The sequence below is a fragment of the Colwellia psychrerythraea genome (genome assembly GCF_000764225.1).
Classification (GTDB): domain Bacteria; phylum Pseudomonadota; class Gammaproteobacteria; order Enterobacterales; family Alteromonadaceae; genus Colwellia; species Colwellia psychrerythraea_D.
This window is the reverse complement of record NZ_JQED01000005.1, coordinates 341288-367268: the sequence shown is the minus strand read 5'-3', so window position 1 is coordinate 367268 and position 25981 is coordinate 341288. Positions and strand designations below refer to the sequence as shown.

General features: G+C 38.7%; 19 protein-coding genes. 13 read left to right on the top strand and 6 right to left on the bottom strand.

The window, feature by feature from the left end; translation table 11 throughout:
- Positions 1 to 5: 5 nt before the first annotated feature.
- Positions 6 to 560: a response regulator transcription factor gene (locus ND2E_RS17555; protein WP_033092489.1), complete on the bottom strand. Its 555-nt coding sequence runs from the start codon at positions 558 to 560 to the stop codon at positions 6 to 8.
- 10 nt (positions 561 to 570) lie between these two features.
- On the bottom strand, positions 571 to 1827 hold the full coding sequence (locus ND2E_RS17560; RefSeq protein ID WP_052056235.1) for a sensor histidine kinase: 1257 nt from the start codon (positions 1825 to 1827) through the stop codon (positions 571 to 573).
- A 120-nt stretch (positions 1828 to 1947) separates the two neighbouring features.
- Here ND2E_RS17560 and msrA point away from each other — a divergent pair, with 120 nt between their 5' ends.
- Complete coding sequence (msrA, locus tag ND2E_RS17565; RefSeq protein WP_033092733.1) at positions 1948 to 2502, top strand: peptide-methionine (S)-S-oxide reductase MsrA; 555 nt, start codon at positions 1948 to 1950, stop codon at positions 2500 to 2502.
- Between the two features lie 94 nt (positions 2503 to 2596).
- Positions 2597 to 4783: a DUF6351 family protein gene (locus tag ND2E_RS17570; RefSeq protein ID WP_033092488.1), complete on the top strand. Its 2187-nt coding sequence runs from the start codon at positions 2597 to 2599 to the stop codon at positions 4781 to 4783.
- A gap of 105 nt (positions 4784 to 4888) precedes the next feature.
- On the opposite strand, the gene ND2E_RS17575 is transcribed toward ND2E_RS17570, so the two are convergent.
- The gene (locus ND2E_RS17575) at positions 4889 to 5437 is read right to left on the bottom strand and encodes a YkvA family protein (protein ID WP_033092487.1); all 549 of its coding nucleotides are present in this window, start codon (positions 5435 to 5437) and stop codon (positions 4889 to 4891) included.
- 206 nt (positions 5438 to 5643) lie between these two features.
- On the opposite strand from ND2E_RS17575, the gene ND2E_RS17580 reads away from it, so the two are divergent.
- Complete coding sequence (locus tag ND2E_RS17580) at positions 5644 to 6954, top strand: DUF3667 domain-containing protein (RefSeq protein ID WP_223303528.1); 1311 nt, start codon at positions 5644 to 5646, stop codon at positions 6952 to 6954.
- An 84-nt stretch (positions 6955 to 7038) separates the two neighbouring features.
- Here the strand turns inward: ND2E_RS17580 and nadC are convergent, their stop codons facing one another.
- Both nadC and ND2E_RS17590 read right to left on the bottom strand, forming a co-directional pair.
- Positions 7039 to 7935 (bottom strand): carboxylating nicotinate-nucleotide diphosphorylase, encoded by an 897-nt coding sequence (gene nadC, locus ND2E_RS17585; RefSeq protein WP_052056234.1) that lies wholly within the window; start codon positions 7933 to 7935, stop codon positions 7039 to 7041.
- A 13-nt stretch (positions 7936 to 7948) separates the two neighbouring features.
- Positions 7949 to 8470, bottom strand: coding sequence for a retropepsin-like aspartic protease family protein (locus tag ND2E_RS17590; RefSeq protein ID WP_033092486.1), 522 nt, complete (start codon positions 8468 to 8470; stop codon positions 7949 to 7951).
- Positions 8471 to 8577: 107 nt separating this feature from the next.
- Between ND2E_RS17590 and ampD the strand changes: the two genes are divergently transcribed.
- From ampD to ND2E_RS17635, 9 genes are all read left to right on the top strand, one after another.
- Positions 8578 to 9147 (top strand): 1,6-anhydro-N-acetylmuramyl-L-alanine amidase AmpD, encoded by a 570-nt coding sequence (ampD, locus tag ND2E_RS17595; RefSeq protein ID WP_033092485.1) that lies wholly within the window; start codon positions 8578 to 8580, stop codon positions 9145 to 9147.
- A gap of 1 nt (position 9148) precedes the next feature.
- Entirely contained in the window at positions 9149 to 10078 is a 930-nt protein-coding gene (ampE, locus tag ND2E_RS17600) for a beta-lactamase regulator AmpE (RefSeq protein WP_033092484.1), read from the top strand.
- Between the two features lie 262 nt (positions 10079 to 10340).
- Positions 10341 to 11132: a pyruvate dehydrogenase complex transcriptional repressor PdhR gene (pdhR, locus tag ND2E_RS17605; protein ID WP_033092483.1), complete on the top strand. Its 792-nt coding sequence runs from the start codon at positions 10341 to 10343 to the stop codon at positions 11130 to 11132.
- A gap of 8 nt (positions 11133 to 11140) precedes the next feature.
- Entirely contained in the window at positions 11141 to 11554 is a 414-nt protein-coding gene (locus ND2E_RS23270; protein WP_033092482.1) for a hypothetical protein, read from the top strand.
- A 125-nt stretch (positions 11555 to 11679) separates the two neighbouring features.
- Positions 11680 to 14361, top strand: coding sequence for a pyruvate dehydrogenase (acetyl-transferring), homodimeric type (aceE, locus tag ND2E_RS17615; RefSeq protein WP_033092481.1), 2682 nt, complete (start codon positions 11680 to 11682; stop codon positions 14359 to 14361).
- A gap of 25 nt (positions 14362 to 14386) precedes the next feature.
- Positions 14387 to 16081, top strand: a complete 1695-nt coding sequence (gene aceF / locus ND2E_RS17620; RefSeq protein ID WP_033092480.1) for a dihydrolipoyllysine-residue acetyltransferase — start codon at positions 14387 to 14389, stop codon at positions 16079 to 16081.
- 162 nt (positions 16082 to 16243) lie between these two features.
- Positions 16244 to 17680: a dihydrolipoyl dehydrogenase gene (lpdA, locus tag ND2E_RS17625; RefSeq protein WP_033092479.1), complete on the top strand. Its 1437-nt coding sequence runs from the start codon at positions 16244 to 16246 to the stop codon at positions 17678 to 17680.
- Positions 17681 to 18100: 420 nt separating this feature from the next.
- The gene (locus ND2E_RS17630) at positions 18101 to 19150 is read left to right on the top strand and encodes an energy transducer TonB (RefSeq protein ID WP_033092478.1); all 1050 of its coding nucleotides are present in this window, start codon (positions 18101 to 18103) and stop codon (positions 19148 to 19150) included.
- Between the two features lie 88 nt (positions 19151 to 19238).
- Positions 19239 to 19616 (top strand): hypothetical protein, encoded by a 378-nt coding sequence (locus tag ND2E_RS17635; RefSeq protein ID WP_033092477.1) that lies wholly within the window; start codon positions 19239 to 19241, stop codon positions 19614 to 19616.
- A gap of 141 nt (positions 19617 to 19757) precedes the next feature.
- Here ND2E_RS17635 and ND2E_RS17640 read toward each other — a convergent pair whose 3' ends face one another.
- A complete protein-coding gene (locus ND2E_RS17640; protein ID WP_081961962.1) occupies positions 19758 to 22553 on the bottom strand; it encodes a bifunctional aconitate hydratase 2/2-methylisocitrate dehydratase in 2796 nt (931 codons plus the stop codon).
- Positions 22554 to 23244: 691 nt separating this feature from the next.
- Between ND2E_RS17640 and acnB the strand changes: the two genes are divergently transcribed.
- Complete coding sequence (acnB, locus tag ND2E_RS17645; RefSeq protein WP_033092476.1) at positions 23245 to 25836, top strand: bifunctional aconitate hydratase 2/2-methylisocitrate dehydratase; 2592 nt, start codon at positions 23245 to 23247, stop codon at positions 25834 to 25836.
- Positions 25837 to 25981 lie beyond the last annotated feature (145 nt).

The following is a 25981-nucleotide window of genomic DNA, read 5'->3' as shown; positions in this document are numbered from 1 at the left end:
CCAGCTTAAGTTGCATGAGGTCTTTTTTGCAATTTACGTTGTAACGTTCTCCTGTGCATTGAAAGCTGTCTAGCGGTAGCCGAAATATTCCCCTGATTAGCTTTCAACACTTGTTGAATATGTTGCCATTCAACTTGTTCTGCCGATAAAGTTTCTTCGCTTTGAGTGTCGACTTCGATAGTTTCAGCCTTGCTGCCTTTAAGTGTCGCAAGAAGTGTCTGGCTATCTACTGGTTTAGATAAATAATCATCAGCACCTAACTTTATCGCGTCAACAGCCGTAGCAATGCTAGCAAACCCCGTGAGTAATACAATGCGGCTTTGCGGGCGTAATTTACGTAAAGGAGTGATGATTGATAAGGTATTTTCTTCTGCCAACTTCATATCCAATAAAATATAATCAGGCGTATGGCGGTGGCATGCAAGTAACGCATCGTTGTTATTATCAACTTGCACACAATCAAAGCCGTGTTTAGTTAAACGTCTATTAAGGGTATTGGCAAAAATAACATCATCTTCAACAATTAGTAGTTTTGATGGTGCTATGGCTGAATTAGGCATATTCACTCCCTTAGAATTTATTGTAAGATGAAATTGGTAGACTTAATGTCACGAGCGCGCCACCATCTTGGTGATTTGTTAACGCTAGTTTACCACCAAGGCGCTCTAGACTAGCATGGCTTAAAAAAACGGCCATGCCAAAGCCTTGCTCACTATTAACAGGTTTTACCCCTAATTCATTAAGTTTTTTTAAGGTAAAACCTTTACCATAATCTCGAATAGTAAATTGCCAATTATCCTCAATAATTTGACAAGTAAGGCTTAGCGCTTTGCTGTTATTGGCTTTACTTGCTCTAATTGCATTATTTATTAAGTTGATAATAGCAGGTAATAAAGCAGCATCAGCATTAATAGAGGCTCCATTAGAGTTTTTATCACTATCTTTTTGTAACTGTAAGCTTATTTCCGGATTATTTACACGGACATTATCAGTGATTTCATCGAATAAAGCTTGGCAATTAGTGGCTTTAATTACTTGTTCTTTAATATCGAAAACCATCGCACGAAAATCAGATAAGCTGTCTCTACAGCGCGTAAGTTGATTTTGCATATCAAGTACTATTTCGTTGTCAGGTAAATCATCAAGTAATTCATCAGCAAGCAATTGCACTGTTGCGATAGGGGTAGCCAATTGGTGAGTAACCTGAGCAGACGCAACACCTAGTGAGGTAACTTGCTCTTGTTTTAACAAATTTTCACGATAGGCGGCAATGGCAAGTTCTTGTTGATTAATGCTGCGTGCCATCTTACCCACAACAATAGCAACGACGAGCGCAGAAAATAAAAAGTTGATCCCCATACCAATAAAGTGCCCTTGCATATTACCGTGCATAACGCTCATGGGTAATGACCATAATAAAATACTATAAGAAGCTATGGCAAGGAAGGCAACGATTGTCAGTAATAATGGCGTTAAAGTAACAGCAGCTATTGCGATAGGAATGAGTAATAAAGAAACAAAAGCATTGGTTGCCCCACCACTAAAAAAGAGTAAAAGTGACAGGAAAATAATATCAGCACAGATTTGCACTAATATTGCTTTTTGGCTCGCTTTTTTTTCACTTAAGTGATTACGGCTATAATAAAGGTAGCTACTGAAGGTAAAAAGCACTTCTAAGCTAATTATACTCACCAATGGCATCCATGGTAATTCATAGGCTAATCCTAAATTTACAAATAGAATTAACAGTAACTGAATGGCAATTGCAATACTGCGTAATGCAATAATAGCCTGTATTTGGCTGGTTCTTTTGAAAAACTGTGGCATATATTTCTTACTGGCTAAATATGAGTATAATATGAGTTAACGATTACATCTTAGCCTATTTAGCAACAAAAAAGGCTGAGGTAAATCATAAAAGAAACAATGATTAAGGCAACAAACAAAATGACAGATCAACCCAACGACAAAGCGGTACAAATAGCGACTCTAGCTGGAGGCTGTTTTTGGTGTATTGAAAGTGCATTTAATATGGTAAATGGTATTATTTCTGCCAAGCCTGGTTACATGGGAGGGCATACTACGGCGCCAACTTATGAAGAAGTTTGTACTGGTAAGAGTGGCCATGCGGAAGTAGTACAACTTGAATTTGATAGTTCAGTGATAAGCTATAGAGAGATATTGGAGGTGTTTTTTAGTCTACACAATCCAACGCAGTTAAATCGTCAAGGAAATGATATCGGCACACAATACCGCTCTGAAGTTTTTACTCATGATGCTCAACAACAAGAGGTTGCTTTAGCTATCATTGAAGAAATCAATCAAGAGCAGTTATTTGATGATTCAATCGTGACTCAAGTAAGTCCAGCCGTTACTTTTTATTGTGGTGAAGATTATCACCACAATTACTTTAAAAATAATCCAGAAAATCAATATTGCCAAGCAGTTGTCTCACCAAAGTTAGCTAAGTTTAGAAAAACTTTCGTTGCTAAATTGAAATAAGCGACAACTTTTTCAGTGCAATATCTTCTACCGGACTAAATTATCTCCACTATATTTAAATTAAGTGTTGGGTAATTTTTTCGGTGGTATTGTTATGCAAAAGAGAAAATTTATATTTGTTACTCTCACGCTGATTGCTGTCCTAATTTGGCTTTATCCTTCGGAACGCCCGTATCAATATCGTCAAGTTAAGCGGTTAGCTAGCGCAGAAGAAAATTATTTACTGCCAATCTCTCCGCACATTAGTCAAGTTAATCGACCAGATGAGACCTTCTACTTTCCAATAAAGCTTGGCCATGTGGGTCCAAGTAATTCTTTATACTCTGGCCCTAAACAATATCCATTCTATTGCATGACCATAGACTCTGGTATTGGCCAACCTCTAGTAGATAACCAAGAAGGTTTTGGTGTCCCTGTTTATGAAAATATAGCATTACAGACGGCTATTATTGGTTATTCGAAAGATTGTTTAGTGAAAAGTCATTTACAGTTTTATTACCTTAATAATAATGAAAAATTAGTTAAAATCTCTCCGGAGCAATTCTCCCAACTAACCTCTTTAAGAGATGCTCAGCTACCCTTGCAATTATTTCGTGCGGAACAAGGCAGTATTAATCGTTTTATATACACCATTGCTATGGCAATAACTCCTGAAGAGCTAGGAACACGTACTAAGAGCTCGTTATGGAATAAAAAATTAATTTATCAGTTTCATGGCGGCTCAGGAATAGGTTTTAGACAGGGCAGACAAAAAGCGACACGTACAATAACTAGGCGTTTAGAAGAAGTACAAAAAGGCTATGCGATTATAAGTTCAAGCGGGAATCGAACCAGTTATACCTATAATATGTTATTGGCAGAAGACACAGCGCGTAGAGTGAAGCTTCATTTCATCAGCTTATTTGGTGAGCCATTATACACAGTGGGCATTGGCGGATCAGGCGGAGGGCTAGCTCAATACCTGATTGGCCAAAACAGTCGCGGCATTCTCGATGGCCTGATCCCTCAATATTCATATCCGGATATGTTAAGCCAGACAATTTACACCCTAGATTGCGACTTATTTAATAATTACTTTACCTTTCGAGCCAAAGATAATAGCCGCTGGCAACAGTGGGATCAGAGACAATTGCTCGAGGGGATGAATAGCTTGCATGACTTTCCACAAAAAATAGCCTTTCTTCAACCAGTAGCTCAATTTATGGCTGGTATGGTACCGAGCTTCCCTAAAGGTAATAGCGAATGCATTAATGGTTATTTTGGTTTATCTACCTTTATCCATAATCCTAGACAAGGTTTTTTGCGCCACTTCTTTAGTGAAGATGTTGTTGAACAAACTAACTGGAATTATTGGGAAGATATGGCTTGGCTGTTTGGCCGTGATAAATACGGCTTGGTAGAAAGTACCTGGGATAATGAGGGGGTGCAGTATGGACTAAGTGCCTTAAAGCAAAGAAAAATAACCTTGGCTGAATTTGTTCATATTAATAAGAATATTGGCAGTTGGAAAGCGCAACACCAAATGAGGGCTGAAACCATTGTGACTCCCTTCGGCCGTAAAATGCCGTTTTGGATTTCGTTATGGGGTAGCGATAATATAACGCAAGTAATGGATAATGAATTAGCGCCTCGACGAAGTGCTTCACTTAAGGCAATTGAAGCAGCTTATCGAGGCGGACAGGTTTTTATTGGTAAACTTAATTTACCGATTATTGATGTACGTCACTACTTAGAAGAAAAGTTGGATATGCATCATATTTCGGCATCGTTTAGTACGCGTTTACGATTACAGCAAGCAAATGGCCATTATGAAAATCAGGTTATTTGGGTGGCAAAGCGGGATTTTGATCCGACAAATCAGGCCTTTGAGTTGATGGATTTATGGTTATTAAAGCGTTTAGCATTTCCAGAACTCAATGCGGCTCAAAGTAAACCAGTACAATTACAAGATACTTGTTTTGATGACCAGGGTAGTGTTCTCGCTGAAGGAAAAGATGTATGGCATGGTAATTGGAATAACGGAGATTACGGGAAAAAAGATTTCAAACGAGGTGTATGTGCTGAGCATTATGCTATTTTTTCAAATAGTCGTATTCAAGCTGAAGGTCCTTGGCAGGGCAGCGTTTTCAAGTGTTATAAAATTCCATTTGAACAAGCGATAGAGCAAGGTATGTATGCAGATATAGACCTGACTGAACAGTTAACATCTTTACGGGCAATATTTTCTCAAGGAGTGTGTGACTATAGTCAGGGTGACGCTGGTAGGCCAAGTGACCTTTAGACTCTGAGGTGATGATTAGATAATAAAAATGACAAAGAAAACTCTTTGTCATTTTGAATGTTTACAGACAAAACTCGCTAATAAATAGCCTTAACCATTTTTATGTTAAAAAATAGAGCGAAATGAAGAACGACCACTTCGTCTAGATGAACGACGACTTCTCATTCTGCTATGTAATTCGTGGCGTTTGGACTCTAACCATTCGTCACGCGTAATAGTCGCATCTCCGCTACGGCCTTCTTCCCGTTGACGGTAGGCACAAAACTCTTCAAAAGCTTCAAAATCGTCTTTAAATTCTTCGGCAACTAGTTCGATCATAATTGCATCATCTAAAAAGCCTAATACAGGAATATGGTCAGGTACTAAATCTTCAGGATCACTAAAGTACGCTAAAGCACTTAATACTTCCGTGCGCTCATCAGTTGGAATTTGCCATTCATCATCTTCAATCATGGCTACGAAAGTTTCTAGTTTTTGAATACGATCTCGAACAAATTCAGGTACATTAGCTTTTATATTTTGACTAATCTTTTTAGCGTTAGTGAGAATTTCTTGCTCACTAAGTTGTTCGGCACCTGCTTGCGCTTTGCGCATAACATCACGGAAATGCTCTAAGTCTGATTCGGTTAATTCAAATTTAACTTCAAACGCCATTACAATTCTCCTGCTTTTGGCTATGTTTTCAATGTGTATTATTGGTCATCATGCCTAAGCATAGTTGACCTGTATTAATAGAGTTAGTTGAAATACTGTGATTTGATCCTTTATCTCAATTATTAATTTAGCAGAATAGATTAGTCGCGACATCTTATTTACTTAAGTTTTTTAATTACTTTGTAACTTTATATTCACATAATGTTATGCTTTTATTGTCTTTTGCTATCCAACAATTATTCATTATGCCAACAAAAGAGTTAACCGAAACAGAGTCTATCAATGAAGTAGTAAATGTCCCGAATGAGGGCAATCAAACGTGTGAAAATTGCCATGTGCCACTAAAAGGCCCTTTTTGTGCTAATTGTGGACAAGAAGCTGATTCGAAATTGAAATATTTTTGGGTGGTTATTATGCACTTATTAGATGATATTTTTAGTTTTGATTCTCGCGCTAGTCGAACTCTTTTTCCTTTATTGACCAGGCCTGCTTTTTTAACCAATGAATATTTTGCTGGCAGAAGGGTACATTATGTACCGCCACTACGATTATATTTGTTTATAAGTATTATTTTTTTCCTCACGCTAAAATTTTTTATTGCGGCTGAAAATAATAAGACCATCACGGTTAGTGACAAACAAGCGCTTATTTCCCAAGTGCAAAGCCATATTAAGCAACTAAAAACTGAGAAAAGTGACGTTGAAAAAACGCAAGAAGCTAGTGTTGACGCTATTGAAAATATAGCAACATTAGATGCTGATATAGCAAAGTTTACTGTTTATCTTGATGATTTGAATAGTGACTATAATTTGGGAAGTAATAAACAGATTATTAAACTGACTCGAGAGCTGCTTGAGTTGGAGTTTGATCAAATTAAAGAAGAGCTACCCGCGGATGAAAAAGCGCGTTTTGATTCACTGATTGCCAGTCGATTGAAAGTGAAAAGTGGCACTCAAAATAAGCAAGATATCAAGATAGCTAATAATGATGATGGTACCCTGTCATTTGACTTTTTATCGGATGAAAAAAATAAGAAAGTAAATGCTTTCGTAAAAGAGTTAACGGATAAAGCTGAAAAAGCGTTTAATACTGATACTGGTCCTCTCATTGAGCAAGTCATTGGAAAACTACCCCAGTTGATGTTTATTTTACTACCACTTTTTGCAGTATTACTAAAAGTGATGTTTATGTTCTCTAAGCGATTATACATGGAGCATTTAACGGTAGCTTTGCATAGTCACAGTTTCATTTTTATCGCGATATTACTCTCTGAAATATTGGATGTGCTAGATAACTACCTTGCACCAATGTATCCGATTCTCGCCAATTTTATCGGTGTTGTTGCTGGAGGGATTTTATTTTGGATACCGATCTATTTATTTTTAATGCAAAGAAAAGTTTATAGACAAGGTTACTTTTTTACTTTTGTGAAGTTCACTGTTATTGCCACCATATATAGCTTTATGATACTGCTAACTGGACTAGTCGCTGTGGTTTGGGGCTTAATGGGGATATAATTATGTCTGATATAGTGATGAAATAAATTAGACATATCAAACGGTAAGCAAAAAATGCTTACCGTTTTTTATTATTGCTAGCGATTATTTAAACCGCATAGATAAATCAATTGCGTTAACATGCTTGGTGAGTGCACCGCTTGATATGTAATCGACGCCTGCTTTGGCATATTCTTGCAAAATCTCAATTGTCATATTGCCAGAGACTTCAAGTTTTGCTTTACCTCGGGTTGCTTTGACAGCTTGCTCTATCATTTCAGGCGTGAAGTTATCCAGCATGATAATGTCAGCACCAGCGTTAAGTGCTTGTTCGAGTTCATTGAGTGACTCGACTTCTACTTCCACTGTCTTATCACTGTGATTGCTTTTAGCGGTAGTGACTGCTTGGCTAATACCACCGCAAGCGGCGATATGGTTTTCTTTAATTAAAAAGGCATCGAATAAGCCAATTCGATGGTTTACACCCCCACCACAAAGCACGGCGTACTTTTGTGCGCTTCGTAATCCAGGTAATGTTTTACGCGTATCAAGCAGCTTAGTATCACTACCTGCTAGCTCTTTCACGTATTGACTTGTTAAGGTTGCTGTTCCTGATAATGTTTGTAAAAAGTTTAAGGCAACACGTTCACCTGTCAACAAAGTTCGTGCATCACCCTCAAGTTCAAACAGTGTGCTGTTGGCAGCAACAGATTCTCCGTCATTGACGAACCAAGTGATTTTTGTTGCCTGCTCAGTGGTTCTATTTAATGATGCATCAAGTTGCTTAAAGACTTCATTGACCCAAGCAACACCACAAACGATACAATCTTCACGGGTTATCACAGTAGCAACTGCTTGTTCATTTTCGGGAATTAGCATCGCGGTAATATCTTGGCTCGCTTGAGGCATAGCATTATCAACGGCACCTAAATCTTCACAAAGGGCCCAAGAGATTGTTTTGCTAATGTCTTGCTGTAATTTTTCTAATTGTGAACTAAGCATTGCTTTCTTCCTATTACAGGGGATCCCGTAAGATTAATTGTTTGCCCGTTTGATAAAAATCGACTTGTTTTAGTGCGCTCATGCCTAAAAGTATTTCATCGGCTTTCATTGCTGGGTTAATGTGAGCGGCGACATTATACAAGAAAATATTACCTAAGCTCAATTGGGCAATTTCAGTTTTATAAACGGTAATACTGCCATTAGCTGTTTGTACTCGATAATTTCCTTGGGCAACTAGACCTAATTGCTCTGCAATATGGGCAGGTATCGATACTTGAGTTGCTCCAGTATCGAGTAAAAAGGTAACGGGAGCCTCATTTATTGTGCCCTGGGCAACATAATGACCTTGCCTATTTTGATCTAAAATTACTTCTGCTTGGCCACTTTCCGACAAACGCATTTCTGGGCGGCTATTTGGGTTGTATTGTTCGTCAAGGACACCCTGAAATAAGAACATCAATAATGCTAAGCCAATTATCCAGGCCAGCCAAACGAATATCTTCGCCATTTTTTTCGTGGGGTCAACTTCAGCCATAATAAGCAGCCTATGATTCATTGTACGGATATTGTATGTTAGCAAGTAATAAAGTACAAAGCGTAATCTTATAGCAAATGCATCAATCACTTTAAAATGAGAAACCTATGTTTTCAATTTCCTCTGGCTGGTTAACTCAAGCAGAGCACCTGCCGTCACCGCATTTTTCTTCACGTGAGCTGGATGAAGAAATTAGTTTACTGGTTATTCATAACATCTCATTGCCAGCAGGGCAGTTTGGCGATAATTACATTAGTGATCTCTTTCTTGGTCAACTTGACTGTGATGCTCATGCGAGTTTTCATGACCTAAAAGGCGTTGAAGTGTCGGCACATTGCCTCATTCGCCGTGATGGTCGTGTGATTCAATATGTTTCTTTTAATGACAAAGCCTGGCATGCAGGCGTTTCATCATTTAATAACAGAGAGCGTTGTAATGATTATTCTATCGGCATTGAATTGGAGGGCACTGATGATATCCCTTATACAGCAGAGCAATATCAGCAATTAATCGTGTTAACACTTTGTTTGCAAGATCAATTTCCTGCTATCATTATGGACAATGTTGTTGGTCATTGTGCTATTGCCCCAGTTAGAAAAACTGATCCAGGGCCTGTATTTGACTGGCAATACTTTCGTCAGTGTTTGACTGATCAAGCGACAAGGAACAACACCTAATATGAGTTTATTAAGTCTATTAATTGCACTAGCAGCCGATCGATCTTTATCTGCAAAAGTATGGCAATTTAATTTTTATTACCACCATTACCACCATTTTTTTAGTAAAAACTTTACCGCTAAGCAGGGAACTACCGCGAGTGCGGTATTTATTATCTTACCTGTTATTTTGACATACTTGCTGCTTGACGCCATTGATAACTCTGTACTGCAATTATTGCTTTCTACTGTGATACTTATCGTGTGTTTTGGCTGTACTACGACGAGAAAGAGTTATAAAAGTTATTTGCACTCTGCCTTTCGTGGCGAAGAAACCACCACCGAGATGCATCACAAGCAATTATTGTCAGATAAAAATTTACCAGAGATGGGATTTGGTCAAGCACTCATTTGGTTAAATTACCGTTATTACATTGCTATTATGTTGTTTTTTACTCTTTTCGGTGCTGCTGGTGCGGTATTTTATCGTTTGCTAACCACAGTTATTGAGCACAAAAAAGCTAAATGTATGGCGAGTGCTGCTGACAGTGATAAAGAAAAAAGCTCAGTAACTGAAAGTGACATCGAGCTTGAAAATAAAAATGCAACCGTTCATGAGGGTAATGTTGCGCCAAATATTATGAATGGCTGTCAAAATCATCATGATGTGCTTTTTTGGTTAGATTGGTTACCTGTGCGTATCGCCTCTTTTGGTTATATGTTTGTAGGTCATTTCTCTAAAGCTATGCCTGTTTGGTTAGAAAGCTTATTTGATAGTCAAAAGACAACGCATCAAGTATTGATTGATGTTGCAGAAAAATCTGAAGATCTTTTGGTAAACGACAATGACTGTACAGCAGAGCCTTGCTTGCTTGTTAGACTAGCAAAACGCAATGTTCTGCTTGTACTTGCTGTGATTTCAATCTTGACCCTTTCTGGTTTATTAAATTAAAAGCAGCCGAAAAAAGATTGGTAAGACCAATCTTTTTCTCCTCCATTTATGCGCTAAAATAGTTAAAAAAAATTTGTTTTAGCGCATAAAAACCTTGCATAAAGACTATTCATCAACTAAATTTACTTGTCAAAAGTAGCTGGATTTGCTACTTTATTACCCAGAAATCAATTGGTCTTACCAATTTACCAGGTGTTTGGCGAGTGATTTTAAGCCTTATTGTCTTTTTATTATCATTGAAATAATTAGTTAATTTACTTTTATGAATACAAATGTAACGACAAAAAAATCAACATCAGCAACCAAAAGTAGTGGGCGAGTAAAGCCACAAAAATTAGCTGATATTATTTTAGGGCAGCTTGAAACCATGATAATTGAAGGAAGTTTACTGCCAGGTGAAAAATTGTTACCTGAACGTGAACTAGCATTGCAATTTGAAGTTTCTAGACCATCATTACGTGAAGCTATTCAAAAGTTAGAAGCGAAAGGTTTGGTGACACGTAAGCAAGGTGGAGGAACATTTGTTTGTAACAATCTACTCAGTGGATTTTCTGATCCCTTGTTTGAGTTAATGTCCAACAATAATGAATCCCAATTTGATTTATTGGAATTTCGTCATGGTATTGAAGGTATGGCGTCTTACTATGCCGCAATGCGTGGAACACCCGCTGATTTTGAGCAAATTCAAGCAAAGCATAATGAAATTGGCACAAGTCAATTAGAAGATGACTTTCGCAAAGAAGCTGAAGCTGTGGTTGAATTTCATTTAGCCATTTGTGCTGCATCGCATAATGCAGTGATTTTACAGCTTGCTCGCAGCATGTCGTCATTATTAGCAGATAATATTGCACAAAATTTAACAGTATTAGCAAAGCGTCCTGATATTTTTAGCAAGATTACTGATTATAGAAAGCGTTTACTTGATGCCATTCTCAGTGGCCAACCCCAAAAGGCTTGGGGAGCAAGCCATAGACATTTAGCGTTTATCGAAGAAGTATTATTAAAGTCAACACAAGAAAACAGTCGCATGGAACGTTCAATGCGCAGAATGTAGATAAGTCAGTGGTGAACCCCAAAAAAGCTTGGGGAGCAAGCCATAGACATTTAGCGTTTATCGAAGAAGTATTATTACTCTTCAAAGAAATGTACACAAGAAAACAGCCGCATGGAACGTTCAATGCGCAGAATGTAGATAAGTCAGTGGTGAACCCCAAAAAAGCTTGGGGAGCAAGCCATAGACATTTAGCGTTTATCGAAGAAGTATTATTACTCTTCAAAGAAATGTACACAAGAAAACAGTCGCATGGAACGTTCAATGCGCAGAATGTAGATAAGTCAGTGGTGAACCTCAAAAAAGCTTGGGGAGCAAGCCATGGACATTTAGCGTTTATCGAAGAAGTATTATTACTCTTCAAAGAAATGTACACAAGAAAACAGTCGCATGAAACGCTCAATGCGCAGAATGTAAAGGAATAGGCGCAAGCAACAAAGCGTTAGAAGAAAAAATTAATGTAGTGAAATAACGAATAGTTTGAAAATTTAATTTTAAACATTTAATTAAAACTTTTTATTAAATATAAAAGTATTGGAGACTAAACAATATGTCAGATCTACCAAATATCGATATTGATTCAGCAGAAACCCAAGAGTGGTTAGAATCAATGGAGTCAGTATTAGAAAATGAAGGCCCAGAGCGCGCACATCAATTATTAGAAACGTTAATTGATCGCGCACGCCGCGGTGGTACTCATTTACCCTTTGATGCAACAACTGCTTATGTAAATACTATTCCACCAGGCCAAGAGCCAAACATGCCTGCAGATCAAACTATTGAGTCACGTATTCGTGCTGCAATTCGTTGGAACGCTTTGGTTTTAGTATTACGTGCCTCTAAAAAAGATTTAGAGCTTGGTGGTCATATTGGTAGTTTTGCCTCTTCATCTACTTTGTATGATGTTGGTTTTAACCACTTCTTTAAAGCGGCAACGCCAGAAAATGGTGGCGATTTTATTTTCGCACAAGGTCATATTTCTCCAGGTATTTATTCACGTGCTTTCATGGAAGGTCGTTTAACTGAAGATCAAATGAACAACTTCCGTCAAGAGTGTGATGGCAAAGGTTTATCTTCATACCCACACCCTCATTTGATGAAGGATTTTTGGCAGTTCCCAACAGTTTCTATGGGCTTAGGTCCATTACAAGCTATCTACACGGCACGCTTTTTAAAGTACTTAACTGACCGTGGTATTAAAGACTGTTCAGGTCAACGTGTTTACTGTTATTTAGGTGATGGTGAAACAGATGAGCCAGAATCATTAGGTGCTATTGGTTTAGCCTCACGTGAAGGTTTAGATAACTTATGTTTCGTAGTTAACTGTAACTTACAACGTTTAGACGGCCCGGTACGTGGTAACGGTAAAATTATTCAAGAACTTGAAGGTACATTCCGTGGCGCAGGCTGGGAAGTAGTGAAAGTTATTTGGGGTTCTTACTGGGATTCACTTATTGCGCGTGATACGTCAGGTAAATTATTACAGTTAATGAACGAAACAGTGGATGGTGAATACCAAAACTGTAAAGCGAAAGGTGGTAAATACACGCGCGAAAACTTCTTTAACAAGTACCCTGAAACAGCGGCTATGGTTGCTAACATGTCTGATGATGACATTTGGCGTTTAAACCGTGGTGGTCATGATCCAGTTAAAGTGTATGCTGCATATGATCAAGCAATGAAGACTAAAGGGCGTCCTACGGTTATCTTAGCGAAAACTGTTAAAGGTTTTGGTCTAGGTGCATCTGGTGAAGCATTAAACATTGCACATAACGTTAAGAAAATGGACGTTGATTCAATTAAACATTACCGTGACCGTTTCAACATCCCAGTAAAAGATGAAGATATTGCTGATCTACCTTTCTACAAGTTCCCAGAAGATAGTGAAGAATTTAAATACATGAAAGCGCGTCGCGAAGCATTAGGTGGTTCATTACCTGCACGTCGTGTACAAGCAGAAGAGTCACTTGAAGTACCTGCGCTTAAAATCTTTGATCCTATCTTGAAAGGTTCAGGTGAGCGTCAAGTATCATCAACAATGACCTTTGTCCGTGTATTAAACAGCTTATTAAAAGATAAGAAAATCGGTAAGCGCATCGTGCCAATCATTCCTGATGAAGCACGTACCTTTGGTATGGAAGGTTTATTCCGCCAAGTGGGCATTTATGCAAGTGAAGGTCAAAAGTATGTTCCACAAGATGCTGACCAAGTTGCTTATTATCGTGAAGATAAAAAAGGTCAAGTTTTACAAGAAGGTATTAATGAACTAGGTGCTATGGCCTCTTGGGTCGCTTCTGGTACGTCTTACTCTACGTGTAATGCTACCACTATTCCGTTTTACATCTACTACTCAATGTTTGGTTTCCAACGTGTTGGTGATTTAGCATGGGCAGCTGGCGATAGCCAAGCACGCGGTTTCTTATTAGGTGCTACTGCAGGTAGAACAACGCTTAACGGTGAAGGTCTGCAACACCAAGATGGTCATTCACATGTACAAGCGGGTTTAATCCCTAACTGTGTTACTTATGATCCAACTTACGGTTATGAAATTGCTGTTATCGTGCGTGAAGGTTTACGCCGCATGTATGAAGAAAATGAAAATATCTTCTTCTACTTAACGTTAATGAATGAAAACTACCAGCACCCTGCTTTCCCTGAAAGAAAGGGTGTAGAAGAAGAAATCATTAAAGGTATTTATCAACTAGAACAAGCCGCACCAGCTAAAGGTAAAGCGACTGCAAATGTTCAGTTGTTAGGCTCAGGGACTATTCTTGAGAAAGTACGTGAAGCAGCTCAAATTTTAGCAAATGATTACAATGTATCTAGTGATGTTTACTCAGTAACGTCATTTAACCAACTAGGCCGTGATGGACAAGACGTGACTCGTTGGAACATGCTTCACCCAGAAAGTGAACAGCGTGTACCATACATTGCAAAAGTTATTACTAAAGAAGCGGGCCCTGCGATTGCCGCAACGGATTACATCAAAAACTACTCTGATCAAGTACGTGCTTACCTTGACACAGAATACCGTTGTTTAGGTACTGATGGTTTTGGTCGTAGTGATAGTCGTGCAAATTTACGTACTCACTTTGAAGTAAGTGCAGCTTACGTGGTTGTAGCGGCATTATTCGAGTTAGCGAATCGTGGCGAAATCGAACGTTCAGTAGTTACAGAAGCAATCAAACGCTTTGATATTGATACTGAAAAACTTAACCCACTTTACGCTTAATTAGCGGCTAGATAAGGAAAATATTATGTCTATAGAAAAAGTTCTAGTCCCTGATGTGGGTGGCGATGAAGTTGAAGTAATTGAAATTTGTTTTGCTGTTGGCGATACCTTAGAAGCAGATGAAGGCATTGTTACCGTTGAAACGGATAAAGCGTCAATGGATATTCCTGCGCCGTTTGCAGGAGAGCTAGTAAGCTTAACTGTAAAAGTTGGCGACAAGATTAAAGAAGGCGATATTATCGCTGAAATGCAGGCGGCTGGCGCAGCATCTGCGCCAGTTGAAGAAGCGCCGGCAGCAGTTGTTGAAACACCAGCAGCACCAGTTGCTCCTGTTGTTGAAGCGGCACCTGTCGCTGCACCAGTTGCTACTGCCTCTCAAGTGATTGAAATTGCAGTACCTGATATTGGTGAAGATGGTGAAGTTGACGTTATTGAAGTATTAGTAAACGTTGGCGATGTGATTGAAGAAGAAGATGGTTTAATCACACTTGAAACTGATAAAGCGACAATGGATGTACCATCAACGCACGCTGGTACAGTGAAAGAAGTATTTATTAGCAATGGTGATAAAGTTAAGCAGGGTTCACTTGTAATTAAACTTGAAACCTCTGGCGGCGCAGCACCTGCTGCACCTGCTGCACCTGCTGCACCTGCTGCACCTGCTGCACCTGCTGCAGCAGCTCCCGCAGTGCAAGCGGCACCAGCAAGCGCGCCTGTTGTTGCAGCGACACCAGCAGCAACAAAAGCAGCACCCGTTCCACATCACCCACAAGCGGGTAATGTAAAGAAAGGGGCAATTTATACGACACCTTCAATTCGTCGTTTGGCACGTGAATTTGGCGTTGATTTAACCTTAGTGAAAGGCACCGGTCGTAAAGACAGAATCTTAAAAGAAGATGTGCAATCATACGTGAAATATGAGTTATCTCGTCCAAAAGCGAATGCAGGTAGTTCAGTTGCAGCCGGTGAAGGTGGTTTACAAGTTGTTAGTGCTAAGGCCATTGATTTTGCTAAATTTGGTGAAATTGAAACAAAAGCATTAACACGTATTCAGAAAATTTCTGGACCATTTTTACATCGTAACTGGGTAACTATTCCGCATGTTACGCAATTTGATGAAGCAGATATCACTAACGTTGAAGCGTTCCGTAAAGAACAGAATGTTGTGTGTGAAAAGCAAAAACTTGGTTTTAAAATTACACCATTAGTATTCATCTTAAAAGCGGCGGCAGATGCACTACGTGCTTTCCCAACGTTTAACTCAAGCCTGAGTGAAGATGGTGAAAGTTTAATTCTTAAAAAGTACATTCACATTGGTGTTGCGGTTGATACGCCTAATGGTTTAGTTGTACCAGTAGTACGTAATGTTGACCAAAAAGGTATTCATCAGTTATCTCGTGAGTTACTTGAAATTAGCATGAAAGCGCGTGATGGCAAGTTAAAAGCAGCTGATATGCAAGGTGGTTGTTTTACCATTTCTAGTTTAGGTGGTATCGGTGGCACAGCATTTACGCCAATCGTTAATGCACCAGAAGTGGCTATTTTAGGTGTTTCTAAATCAGAGATGAAACCTAAGTGGAATGGTAAAGATTTCGAGCCTAAATTAATGTTGCCACTATCAATGTCTTACGATCATCGTGTAATTGATGGCGCATTAGCTGCACGTTTCACTGTGCATTTAGCGGGCGTTATGTCTGATATTCGTAAGTTAGTACTTTAAACCGTACTGTCAAACGTTAAATAGTCAGACTTTAGTCGGCAGTGGTTAATTAATATTGGCGAAATTCAACGCATAGGCGTAGAATTTCGCCACAAGAATTTATTATAAATAAAAGTTGATACAGAGACCCTATATCAGCTTACATATTCAATGAGGATAAGCATGAGTAACAATATCAAAACTCAAGTAGTAGTATTAGGTGCAGGCCCTGGTGGTTATTCAGCGGCATTTCGTGCAGCAGATTTAGGTTTAGACGTAGTCTTAGTTGAAAGCCGTGAAACTTTAGGTGGCGTTTGTTTAAACGTTGGTTGTATCCCATCAAAAGCATTACTTCACGTTGCTAAAGTTATTGATGATGCAGCGGCGATGGCTTCTCACGGTGTTACTTTTGGTAAGCCTGAAATTGATTTAGATAAAATCCGTGGCTGGAAAGAAAGCGTTATTGCTCAGCTTACTGGTGGTTTAGGCAGCATGGGTAAAGCCCGTAAAGTATCTACAGTATACGGTTACGGTAAATTCACTTCAGATAAAACTATCGAAGTTGCAGGTAATGACGGCGAAAAAACAACCATTACTTTTGATAACGCAATTATCGCAGCGGGTTCTTCAGTAATTGACTTACCATTTATCCCTAACGATGACCCACGTGTTATCGATTCAACTGGTGCTTTAGAACTTAAAGATGTTCCAGAAGAAATGTTAGTACTTGGTGGCGGTATCATTGGTTTAGAAATGGGTACTGTTTACTCTGCTTTAGGTTCTAATGTATCTGTTGTTGAGTTTGCTGATCAATTAGTGCCAGCAGCTGATAAAGATATCGTTAGAGTTTACAACAACTACAACAAGAAAAAATTCAACATCATGTTGTCTACTAAAGTTGTTGCTGTTGAAGCAAAAGATGATGGTTTATATGTTACTTTTGAAGGCAAAAAAGCACCAAAAGAACAAGTACGTTATGACAAGATTCTAGTTGCTGTTGGCCGTAAGCCAAATGGTCATTTAGTTGCTGCTGATAAAGCTGGCGTAAATGTTGATGAGCGTGGTTTCATCAACGTAACTAACGAGCTTCGCACTAACGTGCCACACATCTTCGCTATTGGTGATGTTGTTGGTCAACCTATGCTTGCACATAAAGCGGTTCATGAAGCACATTGTGCAGCTGAAGTTATCTCTGGTAAGAAACATACGTTCGAACCTCGTTGTATCCCTTCAATTGCTTATACTGATCCAGAAATGGCTTGGGTTGGTGTTACTGAAGCTGAAGCGAAAGAGCAAGGCTTAAACATCGAAGTAGCAAACTTCCCTTGGGCTGCATCTGGCCGTGCTATCGCTTCTGCACGTACTGAAGGTAAAACTAAGCTAATCTTTGAAAAAGATTCTGGTCGTATCTTAGGTGGCGCAATTGTTGGTATCAACGCTGGTGAAATGCTTGGTGAGATTTGTTTAGCGGTTGAAATGGGCGCTGATGCAGAAGATATTGGTTTAACCATTCATGCTCACCCAACGTTAAATGAATCAATTGGCTTAGCGGCAGAAATCTTTGAAGGTTCAATCACTGATTTACCAAATGCTAAAGCAGTAAAGAAAAAGAAAAAATAATTAGCTTAATTTTTGCTTAGCGAAATAAGGTTATTTAATAAAAACCAATTATAGAAACTAATGTTAGTTATTTATAATTGGTTTTTTTGTACTTGTAGATTGATAGTTAACATTCTGTTAACCTTATACCAATTCCAATAAGTTTCTTCCCACTCAGTGAGAGTTAAAAGCCTTAGAAGCAAGGCATTGATTGAAGAGAATGGTTATTCCCTTGTCAAAATCAATAACGCCGCATATAAGTCTTTTAAACTCGCCCTTCGGGAGCTTTCCAGCGATTCGATAACTGCACAGAATTTCTTTCATATAGAGTGACTATATACAAAAAAATTCTATTTGTTCTCAAACCGCTGGCATGCTCTGAGTGGGAAATAACTTAATGGATTTGGTATTAGATAACTCTAAAAATAAAAGGATTTAATTATGAGTCATAAAGTACTCTACGTAAGTGTGGCTGCTCTTCTAACAGCAAACGCTAGTACCTCAGTTTCTGCCAACGAAATTTCTCAACACCTATCAACGATTATTATTCCTGAGCCTATTAAACGCATTCCCCCCAAATACCCTATTGAGGCTGCTAGGCAAAGCCGTGAAGGTTGGACGGTTCTTGGTTTTGTTATTGATGAAAAGGGCAATGTTTCTGATGCATTAGTTAAAGAATCTTCAGGTAGTAAAGATTTTGATAAAGCAGCACTAAAAGCCGTGACTAAATGGAAATATCAACCAGCATTTGAAAATGGCAAGCCAATACAGCAGTGCGTTAATACAGTACAAATGAATTTCCGTATGGGCAAGAACGACGGTATTCAAGGAGTATCTCGAAGTTTTAAGAGAAAATATGACCTAGCTGACAAGGCATTGAAAGATAAAGATTACCAGGAGGTAGAGCATCAGTTAGCTAAAATGAGCGCGCGCAGAACAATGCACCTCAGTGAAAATAATTACATGCACATTCTTGCGGCAAATTATGCGAGAGAGATTGGTAATGATACTTTACAGTTATATCATCTTGATCGAGTAACACTTGATAGTGGAGTAAAAAGTGAGAAGTTAAAATTTTCTGTGCTGTATCAACAATTCTACTTAGAGGCGGCTTTATCTAAGTTTCAAAGTGCATTTAATACCTATGAACAGCTTATTAAGCTTGAAGAGGCAAAACCATATTTGGCAAAACTTGAAAAACTTATGGCAGATATTGATTCAGTGATCAGTAGTGACAAAGATATCATGATTAAGGCTGCTATTGATAATGATTACTGGTATGCAGACTTAGTAAGAAATAAGTTTTCGTTAACCAATATTGAAGGCTCTTTACATACTTTAGATGTTCGCTGCGCTAATAAACGCCATGTTTATACGGTAGAAAATAATAATACTTGGACAATCCCCACCAATTGGAAAAACTGCAGTATTTATGTGTTTGGTGAGCCAAAAACTAACTTTAATTTAATCGAACACTCCACGAGTAGTTAATTATTATTAAGTAAGTACTTTAGTATGTTTGTTGTCAGTGTTTTCTATTTGTTAGACTGATAAGGCAACTGTAAAAAGGATAATTACCATGTTAAACCTCATAAATAAACCAGTCATCCGAACTGCTCTGTGTTCGTTCAGTCTCTTATATTTATCTGCTTGTGCAGGCCCGAGTTCAGTCGTGCTAGGTCAAGCACAAACAGAGTGGGACTTTGATCACCAATTACAATTCAAAAAAACTCAATTTGATGAATTCAATTATCAATTAGAAGTTATCCCAAATAATAACGTTAGCTTTGAGCGATTATCGGTATTTCTCCTACGTAGAGGTTACTTAATCTGTGGTAGATATGGTTATAAACTTGAGTTGATAACTGGGGTTGAAAGTTTTGATCATTTCAGAGCTTCGCCGAATATGATAATGCCAAACTTAACTGCGAAACTTGAGTGTCCAAGAACGGAATAAGATCAACTGCCCCTTATTATGAGGATAAACTATCAGGCAAAAAAAAGGGTTACTGGAAAGTAACCCTTTTTAGTTTGTCGATTTTGCTATTGCTAGTTTGGACCAGCTTTACACTAAGTAAAGCTGGTCAGTTGAATAGCTTTATACTCTTTTAACTGGAATGAACTGAGTTGTCATTTCTTCAGTAGGAGGAGTAAATTTAGTTAAGTCGATACCTTCTACAGCGCTTTTGTATTCATCCATAGTAGGGAAACGACCCAATACCGTTGAAAGAACAACTAACGCTGATGAGCCAAGTAATGATTCACCTTTTTTCTCTGCAGTATCAGCCACAACACGACCTTGGAATAAGCGTGTTGACGTTGCGATTACTGTATCACCTGGTTCAGCTTTTTCTTGGTTACCCATACATAAGTTACAGCCTGGGCGTTCTAGGTATAAGATGTTATCGTACTTAGTACGAGCAGCATTTTTAGGCGCAGCATCGTCAAATTCAAAACCAGCATATTTTTGTAGAATGTCCCAATCGCCTTCAGCTTTAAGTTCATCAACAATGTTGTAAGTAGGCGCAGCAACAACTAATGGTGCTTTAAACTCTACCGTACCGTTTTGTTTTTCAAGATTACGTAACATTTGCGCAACAATTTGCATGTCACCTTTATGAACCATACATGAACCAATAAAACCTAAATCTACAGCTTTATCACCGTAATATGATACAGGGCGGATAACATCATGGGTGTAACGCTTAGATACGTCATCGTTGTTTACATCAGGATCAGCAATCATTGGCTCTTCAATTGAGTCAAGATCTACAACAACTTCAGCATAGTATTTAGCTGCATCATCAGGTGCAAGTGCAGGTTGTTCACCCGACTTGATACCCGCAATACGTTTATCCGCAAGTGCGATTAAACCTTTAAGTGTACCTGCTTCGTTTTCCATACCCTTGTCGATCATAATTTGGATACGGCTCTTAGCAAGCTCGATAGATTTAACTAATGTTTCATCATTTGAAATACAGATTGACGCTTTAGCTTTCATTTCTGCAGACCAATCTGTGAAAGTAAAGGCTTGGTCAGCCATTAATGTACCGATGTGTACTTCGATAATACGACCTTGGAAAACGTTCTCGCCGCCAAATTGCTTAAGCATTTGCGCTTGAGTTGAGTGAACAACGTCACGGAAATCCATGTGGCCTTTCATGTTACCTTTAAACGTCACTTTAACAGACTCAGGGATTGGCATTGCTGACTCACCTGTTGCAAGAGCGATAGCAACTGTACCTGAATCGGCACCGAACGCTACACCTTTAGACATACGGGTATGCGAGTCACCACCAATGATGATAGCGCGGTCGTCAATGGTGATGTCATTCAATACTTTATGAATAACGTCAGTCATTGAGTGGTAAACACCTTTTGGATCACGTGCTGTGATTAAACCAAACTTGTTCATGAATGCCATTAATTTAGGCGTGTTAGCTTTTGCTTTGCTATCCCAAACTGATGCTGTGTGACAACCTGATTGGAATGCACCATCAACAATTGGAGAAATAGTAGAAGCAGCCATCGCTTCTAATTCCTGACATGTCATAGGGCCAGTCGTGTCTTGTGAACCAACAATATTTACTTTTACGCGAACATTAGAGCCAGCATGTAAAGGTGAATCAGATGCAACACCAACAGCATTACGGTTAAAGATTTTCTCTACTGCTGTTAAACCTTGGCCTTCGTGAGATATTTCTTTAGATGCAGCGTAAACAACAGGCGCTTCAACACCTAAAGTTTCTGCGGCAAATGTTTGTAGCTTTTTACCGAATGTAACCGCGTAAGAACCACCCGCTTTCATGAATTCTTGCTTTTGCGGAGTAAATGCTGAAGATACGTCAACTAACTCTTTATCACCGTTGTATAACTTCTGCGCTTTAGTATCGATAGTTAATACTGTACCAGTCGCTACTGAGTATGCTTCTTCTAATACTGCATCGCCATTTGCGTCAACAACCGCATTGCCATTAGCATCTACTTTCTTAACCCAGTTTTTAAGATCAAGACCGATACCACCAGTTACATCAACAGTCGTTAAGAAGATTGGAGCGATACCGTTAGTACCTGCTACAACGGGTGCAATGTTAATAAATGGTACGTAAGGACTTGCTTGTTTACCCGCCCAAAGTGCTACGTTGTTAACACCTGACATACGAGAAGAACCAACACCCATAGTACCTTTTTCAGCGATAAGCATTACTTTCGCATTTGGATGCTTAGCTTGTAACGCTTGAATCTCTTCTTGAGCTTCTGGTGTGATCATACACTTGCCATGTAATTCACGGTCAGCACGCGAGTGAGATTGATGACCTGGAGATAACAAATCAGTAGAGATATCACCTTCACCGGCAATATAAGTCACTACGTCAATTTTTGCGTCAATGTCAGGTAATTTTGTGAAGAACTCAGCTTGTGCATAGCTTTCTAAAATATCTTTAGCAACGGCGTTACCTGCTTTAAAAGCAGCTTCAAGACGGGCAGTGTCAGCATCATATAAGAAAACTTGTGTTTTTAATACATCTGAAGCTTGAGCTGCTAATGCCGCGTCGTCACCTAATGCAAGATCAAGTAATACTTCAATTGAAGGACCACCTTTCATGTGCGAAAGTAATTCAAACGCAAATGTTGGTGTAATTTCTGTAACAACAACGGCACCTAAAATAATTTCTTTTAAGAATGCAGCTTTTTCACCTGCGGCGCTAGTTGTACCAGGTAAGGTGTTATAGATGAAGAAGTTAAGTGAGTCAGCTCGGTACTCATTATCTTGATCTTTAATTTGTGTAATAATTTCGGATAATAAATCTGCGCTATCAATAGGTTTAGGTGCTAAGCCAAGCTCATTCTTGCGACTTTCAATTTCTTTAATGTATTCTATATATAGACTCATTTAAAACTCTCTCTAGTTCTATTGCGCTAATAATATTGTCATCATTAGCTTGGACAAATTTTACGACTATTTTACCTGATTTTCTGTCGACTAGTAATCATTTGATTACATAAACGTTATTCATAGCAGTTATACTCGGTAGAAATTTTAGTTATGTTAGTTGTGATAGATTATTCTTTATATCAGAGTGATGCCATAACTATTTGATTTTAATTAATTAAAGAGGTTTTGTTGTGCGGCGATATAGCTGAAACACTATCGTTTTTGTCGATGAAAAATGTACCTAGTCGCTGAAAATTACCTTATCTCCTATACTATAATCAAGCTTCTTAACTCAACTGATCATACTGCTATTTTAACAAGTTTAAGTGCTCATTTTTTACAAAAGTATTTTTAATAAAATCCAAGACATTTCCGACAATGTTAAAATCAAAGAAAAAAAGACTAGTATAATAGTCGTACAGATGAAAATTTAAATTCTGTTAAGTTGTTGAAATTAATAAGCTATAACCTATATGGATATTGAAAATAACCATCGTGATTAGTCGTCGATAACAAAAAGTGTCGACAATATTGTATTATTAAGATGTATTTTATAATCATAGATACTTAACAGCTTTGTCCTAAATTGGCTCTATATTACGAGTCATTCCTAAAGTGACTAGTGTCTCCAAATAAAAAGGTGAATGTCGTGCTTCAAGAATATCGCAACCACATAGCAGAACGTGCAGCTGAAGGTATCGTACCTAAAGCTTTAGACGCTGAACAGACAGCTGCATTAGTCGAATTAGTTAAAAACCCACCAGCGGGTGAAGATGCTTTTTTAATTGATTTATTAACAAATCGTGTACCAGCGGGTGTTGATGAAGCAGCTTATGTTAAAGCTGGTTTTTTGGCGGCAATAGCTAAAGGTGAAGTAACTTCTCCTATTTTAAGTCCTGAAAAAGCGACTGAATTATTAGGCACCATGTTAGGTGGATACAACATTCAGCCGATGATTGATTTATTAGACTGTGAAAAATTATCATCTACAGCAGCTAAAGGTTTATCAAATACCTTATTAATGTTTGATGCTTTTCATGATGTTCAAGAAAAATCAGAATCGGGCAATGTTGCTGCTAAGCAAGTTATGCAATCTTGGGCTGACGCTGAGTGGTTCACCTCAAAAGAAAAAGTCGCTGAAAAAATTACCATTAAAGTATTTAAAGTGACGGGTGAAACTAACACCGATGATTTATCACCAGCACCTGATGCTTGGTCTCGCCCAGATATTCCATTACACGCTAAAGCAATGCTTAAAATTGGTCGTGATGGTATTAATCCAGATGATGACGGAACTGTTGGCCCTATCGCTCAACTTGAAGAATTACAAAAAGACGGTATACCACTGGCCTATGTTGGTGATGTCGTTGGTACGGGTTCTTCACGTAAATCTGCAACTAACTCTGTTTTATGGTTTATGGGGGATGATATTCCTTGTATCCCTAATAAACGTGCTGGCGGTGTTTGTCTAGGCGGTAAAATTGCTCCTATTTTCTATAACACCATGGAAGATTCAGGCGCATTACCGATTGAATTAGACGTGCAAGCAATGCATATGGGTGACGTTATTGATATTTACCCATACGAAGGTGTTGTTAAAAATGCTGCTGGTGATGTTATTTCGACCTTTGAACTTAGCCCGGTATTGTTTGATGAAGTTCGTGCTGGTGGTCGTATTCCTCTAATCATTGGTCGTGGTTTAACGGGGCGTGCTCGTGAAGCGTTAGGTCTTGAAGCGACAGATTTATTTGCTACGCCTATTGATCCAACATCTTCTACTAAAGGTTTTACTTTAGCGCAGAAGATGGTTGGTCAAGCATGTAATGTTAAAGGTGTTCGCGCTGGTCAATATTGTGAACCTAAAATGACAACCGTTGGCTCGCAAGATACCACAGGCCCTATGACACGTGATGAACTTAAAGATTTAGCCTGTTTAGGTTTCTCTGCTGATTTAACGATGCAGTCTTTTTGTCATACTTCTGCTTATCCTAAGCCTGTTGATGTTATTACCCATCACACATTACCTGACTTTATGATGAACCGTGGCGGTATTTCGCTTCGCCCAGGTGATGGTGTAATTCATTCTTGGTTAAACCGTATGTTATTACCTGATACTGTTGGTACCGGTGGTGATTCACATACGCGTTTCCCATTAGGTATTTCTTTCCCTGCTGGCTCTGGTTTAGTTGCTTTTGCTGCGGCAACAGGTGTTATGCCGCTTGATATGCCTGAGTCAGTTTTGGTTCGCTTTAAAGGTGAAATGCAACCAGGCATCACTTTACGTGATTTAGTACATGCTATTCCTTATACAGCCATCAAAAAAGGTTTATTAACCGTAGAGAAAGCTGGCAAAATCAATGAATTCTCAGGTCGTGTACTAGAGATTGAAGGTATTAAAGGTTTATCAGTTGAGCAAGCGTTTGAATTATCAGATGCCTCAGCTGAACGCTCTGCTGCAGGTTGTACGATCAAGCTTGAAGAAGATGCCGTTGCTGAATACCTAACGTCTAACATCGTTATGCTTAAATGGATGATCAGTGAAGGTTATGGTGATGTGCGTACTATTACACGTCGTATTAAGGGCATGGAAGAATGGTTAGCTAATCCTTCACTGATGACGGCTGATAGCGATGCTGAATATGCTCACGTAATTGAAATTGACTTGAATGAAATTAAAGAGCCTATCGTTTGTTGTCCAAATGACCCTGATGATGCGAAATTATTGTCAGACGTTTCTGGTGTAGACATTGATGAAGTCTTTATCGGTTCATGCATGACGAATATTGGTCACTTCCGTGCAGCAGGAAAATTGATTGAGAACTATGGTGGTTCATTACCAACACGCATGTGGGTTACACCACCGACTAAAATGGATAGTGCACAACTTAAAGATGAAGGTTACTTCAACATTTACGGTAAAGCAGGTGCTCGCGTAGAAACTCCAGGGTGTTCACTATGTATGGGTAACCAAGCACGTGTAGGTGATAATACTACTGTGCTGTCTACTTCAACACGTAATTTCCCTAACCGCTTAGGTACTGGCGCAAACGTTTATTTAACGTCAGCAGAGCTTGCGGGTGTTGGCGCTATCTTGGGTAAACTGCCAAGTCCTGCTGAGTATATGGAGTATGCATCACAAATTGATGCAACAGCAGCTGATACTTATCGTTACTTGAACTTTGATAAGATGGAAGAGTATACATCAAAAGCAGATACTGTAATTTTGCAAGTAGAAGCCTAATTTACAGTTTTCTTGTTGCTAGATGAGTAAAATAACATTGTTAGAAGTGCTCACCTAGTAAACTAGGCTCCGCGCTTCTGCCTTATTATTTAACCATCTAACTTAAAGAAAACACCAAATAGATAAATCCAATCGCCACCTTGCT